The following is a 3078-nucleotide window of genomic DNA, read 5'->3' as shown; positions in this document are numbered from 1 at the left end:
ATTGGGCAACCACCCCGCACAGTGAACGGGAGCCACCATTGCAATCTTAGTGTTCTGCTCCCAAATCTCTACCCCGAGCGCATGAATCGGTGAATCTTCCCTGTTCTCCCGCCACACATGAAGAATGCCATACTTCACATCAGGAGCGGAAACTTGATGATTGGTTTCGATCCGTTTACGCGCCCGCTTCTGGTTGATGCGATCGCGATTATTAATGTAAAACCGTCGAGCAGTGCAAAGCTTATCATCCCAGCAGTTAGGATGTTTAGCCCTAGCTTCGGCTGGGGATAGGGGGGCGCAACGGAGGCATTTAAGAGGGGTTTCTCTAGATTTAGCCATCCAGTGTCAAGAATCCCTAAATCGGTAGAGGTAATTAGGAGCGGAAACTCTAAACTTCTGAAATGGAAATTAACGATTGGAATTGGTGAAATATTACCAGGGTACCTAGTATATGAGAATTTAATCATTTAACTTTTCTGGCACTAATTCGCAAAATATCCCGTGATATCGATCTCGTCTATTAATTGCGAATTCAGTCTGCCAAATCCGATTGAGTAAACTATCTTCATCAAGATCGCTATCGATCGTTTGACCATCTTCAAATACAACATATTTGCCAGCATACTTACTGGCTAAATCTGGAAGACAGGTATCGAAAATTTTGCCTTGACTGGTTACATAGTCATAACCTACTTCTGTAGGATATAAATCTTTAATGTGATAGCTCAAAGGATTACCATCCCGATCGATATAATGAACTTCATCCTCTGAGTCTGTCTGTAAATACGATTTTAAGTCTTCGACATTATCAAAACTCTGAGCTGTGCCCATTTTGACAGCTTGACGAACTTGCTCTCCAGTTGCGGCAATTTCATCTCGTCGTTGCTCAATTTGCTGCTGGCACATTAGTTCAACTAAACTATCCCGCTCTGTGACAGGAAGACTTGCGATCGCCTTAACGATTTCTTGATAAGTCATAATGTTACAATGTCTCCAAAAGCCTTGCGCTGAGTCGTGTTTCTCCCTATCTAATTATATCATACATGGACTGCTCCTGAAATTTTGTCTAATCATAGTCTAATGCGCGATAATTTTGCTTATCATGTGTTTATAACTTTGTAATTGCATGTAACTAGCGATTGTGAGGGGAAATGGGAAGGGGTAAAGGGGAAAGGAGAGCATGATTGACAAGACAATGCAATTGCATTACTTTAGAGATAGAGTTTACCCACCAGTTGACAAGTTGCAATGGCTACCCCATCAACCCCATGCTCGGAATCTACTTTAACCGATCGTTACCAGACGACTGTTCCCGATCCCATTCGCAAAGTATTGGGCTTAAATAAGCGCGATCGGATCTCATATACCATTGGGTCTGATGGGCAAGTGACGATCGCGCGCATTGAGGATGAAAATAACGATCCGCTGTTGGGACAGTTTCTAAATTTTCTAGCACAAGATATCCAAACTAATCCCCAGCATATCCGACAGGTTAGTTCCGATTTGGTCGATCGAATTCGATCGTTAGTCGCTAATGTCAATCTCGATCTCGATGCTCCACTAACGGATGACGACGAATGAGTGAAGCCGAACCGCAGCCGCTAGTAATTAATGAATGGACTATATTTGCTCACGATCTGTTTCTCTTACAGGTTGAAGAACTCTTAACCCAAGTTGCAAATCTGTGGCAGAAGTATCCACAGGATTATCACAAGAAAAATGCGACCAAGCGGTTAGCCGCAATCGCCAAGTTAGCCTTTGATGTTATTCCTCAAGACCCGACTCTGCCCGTATATCGACAGGGTGCAACGCTGGGCGATGACTATAAACACTGGTTTAGGGCTAAGTTTTTCCAGCAGTACCGATTGTTTTTTCGATATCATCAAGAGAGTAGAATTATCGTCTACGCTTGGGTTAATGATGAGGGCACTAAACGCGCCTATGATAGTAACACCGATGCCTATCTAGTTTTTAAGAAGATGCTGGATCGCGGTTATCCTCCCGATAATTGGGATGAATTACTAGCAGCGGTAAAAGGTGAAATCGACCGCCTGGATCGAGTCAACCTAGAAATGTAACGTCAGTTTTTGACAGGAGTATCAAACTAATGCGAAAACAGAGACAGTTTTAGCGATCAGTGGCACTATTTTACAGCGATCCCGATCGCACGCTTAGATAGATGTAAATTGGAGTTTTAATTATGCAATTACTAGACAATAGTCCAGAAACCCAAACATCAGTATCGCTAAATGTGATCGATCGCTTGCTACGGGTCACACCGGAGCAGTTCGAGATTTTGTGCGAACTCAACCCAGATCGATCGCTAGAGTTAACTAAGGACGGAGAATTAGAAATTATGGCACCAACTGGGGGAGAGAGTAGTAGGACAGAATCAAAGTTAATTACTCGACTGACTAACTGGAGCGAACAAACTGGGCTGGGAGAAACTTTCAGCTCTTCAGGTGCATTTATCTTGCCCAATGGTGCCCAGCGATGCCCTGATGCGTCTTGGGTAGAGCGATCGCGGTGGTCGGCTTTGACACCCGAACAGCGGAAGAAATTCATTCCGCTAGCTCCCGATTTTGTTATCGAGCTGCGATCTGATACCGATCGTCTGTCGAAGCTGCAAGAAAAGATGTTAGAGTACCGTGACAATGGTGTGCGCTTAGGCTGGCTCATCGATCCGCAAAAGCAACAGGTCGAGATTTACCGTCTGGGGCAAGATGTAGAGATTCTGGCAGCTCCCGAAACTCTTAGTGGTGAGGACGTGCTTCCTGGTTTCGTGCTGGATCTACGATCGATATTTTAGTTCGCACTCAGATAAATATGGCAATCGACCTACCAGCAATTAAGATTGTCCGCACTATGCCCCCAAATCTCGTTGGTGGATCTGCTGTGGACGATCGGTTGACTATCAAACCAGTTGCACCTGGAGTATGGGATGATTAGAGTCGATGCCTCAATTACTTGAGGACACCTCTCGTTCAGAACCGTGCGTGCGACGTTAACCGCACACGGCTCCTAGTTTGACACCTATTAAGTCGAGTCTACCTCGCTGTTCGGACTCTCACCTGACCA

General features: G+C 44.8%; 6 protein-coding genes. 4 read left to right on the top strand and 2 right to left on the bottom strand.

Annotation, left to right across the window (positions count from 1 at the left end; all coding sequences use genetic code 11):
• Both ACEW9I_RS03720 and ACEW9I_RS03715 read right to left on the bottom strand, forming a co-directional pair.
• Positions 1–339, bottom strand: a 339-nt coding sequence (locus ACEW9I_RS03720) for a hypothetical protein (protein ID WP_373539025.1), incomplete at its 3' end; no start/stop codon positions are given.
• Between the two features lie 120 nt (positions 340–459).
• Positions 460–978, bottom strand: a complete 519-nt coding sequence (locus ACEW9I_RS03715) for a hypothetical protein (RefSeq protein ID WP_373539024.1) — start codon at positions 976–978, stop codon at positions 460–462.
• A gap of 270 nt (positions 979–1248) precedes the next feature.
• Between ACEW9I_RS03715 and ACEW9I_RS03710 the strand changes: the two genes are divergently transcribed.
• The 4 genes from ACEW9I_RS03710 to ACEW9I_RS03695 all read left to right on the top strand — a co-directional run bounded on the left by ACEW9I_RS03710 (position 1249) and on the right by ACEW9I_RS03695 (position 2949).
• On the top strand, positions 1249–1581 hold the full coding sequence (locus tag ACEW9I_RS03710; protein WP_373539023.1) for a type II toxin-antitoxin system PrlF family antitoxin: 333 nt from the start codon (positions 1249–1251) through the stop codon (positions 1579–1581).
• Complete coding sequence (locus ACEW9I_RS03705; protein ID WP_373539022.1) at positions 1578–2078, top strand: type II toxin-antitoxin system YhaV family toxin; 501 nt, start codon at positions 1578–1580, stop codon at positions 2076–2078. Before ACEW9I_RS03710 ends, ACEW9I_RS03705 begins: the two co-directional genes overlap by 4 nt.
• Before the next feature lie 122 nt (positions 2079–2200).
• Complete coding sequence (locus tag ACEW9I_RS03700) at positions 2201–2809, top strand: Uma2 family endonuclease (RefSeq protein WP_373539021.1); 609 nt, start codon at positions 2201–2203, stop codon at positions 2807–2809.
• Between the two features lie 17 nt (positions 2810–2826).
• Positions 2827–2949 carry a hypothetical protein gene (locus tag ACEW9I_RS03695; RefSeq protein WP_373539020.1) on the top strand — a complete coding sequence of 41 codons (123 nt, stop codon included), beginning with the start codon at positions 2827–2829 and terminating at the stop codon, positions 2947–2949.
• Positions 2950–3078 lie beyond the last annotated feature (129 nt).

The organism is Chamaesiphon sp. (assembly GCF_041738855.1).
Lineage (GTDB): Bacteria > Cyanobacteriota > Cyanobacteriia > Cyanobacteriales > Chamaesiphonaceae > Chamaesiphon.
The sequence above is the reverse complement of the archived record's forward strand: the minus strand, read 5'-3'. Positions and strand labels throughout refer to the sequence as shown.

Coding starts and splice junctions, on each gene's coding strand:
- ACEW9I_RS03715 (WP_373539024.1), bottom strand. CDS start 978: ATGACTTATCAAGAAATCGTTAAGGCGATCGCAAGTCTTCCTGTCACA.
- ACEW9I_RS03710 (WP_373539023.1), top strand. CDS start 1,249: ATGGCTACCCCATCAACCCCATGCTCGGAATCTACTTTAACCGATCGT.
- ACEW9I_RS03705 (WP_373539022.1), top strand. CDS start 1,578: ATGAGTGAAGCCGAACCGCAGCCGCTAGTAATTAATGAATGGACTATA.
- ACEW9I_RS03700 (WP_373539021.1), top strand. CDS start 2,201: ATGCAATTACTAGACAATAGTCCAGAAACCCAAACATCAGTATCGCTA.
- ACEW9I_RS03695 (WP_373539020.1), top strand. CDS start 2,827: ATGGCAATCGACCTACCAGCAATTAAGATTGTCCGCACTATGCCCCCA.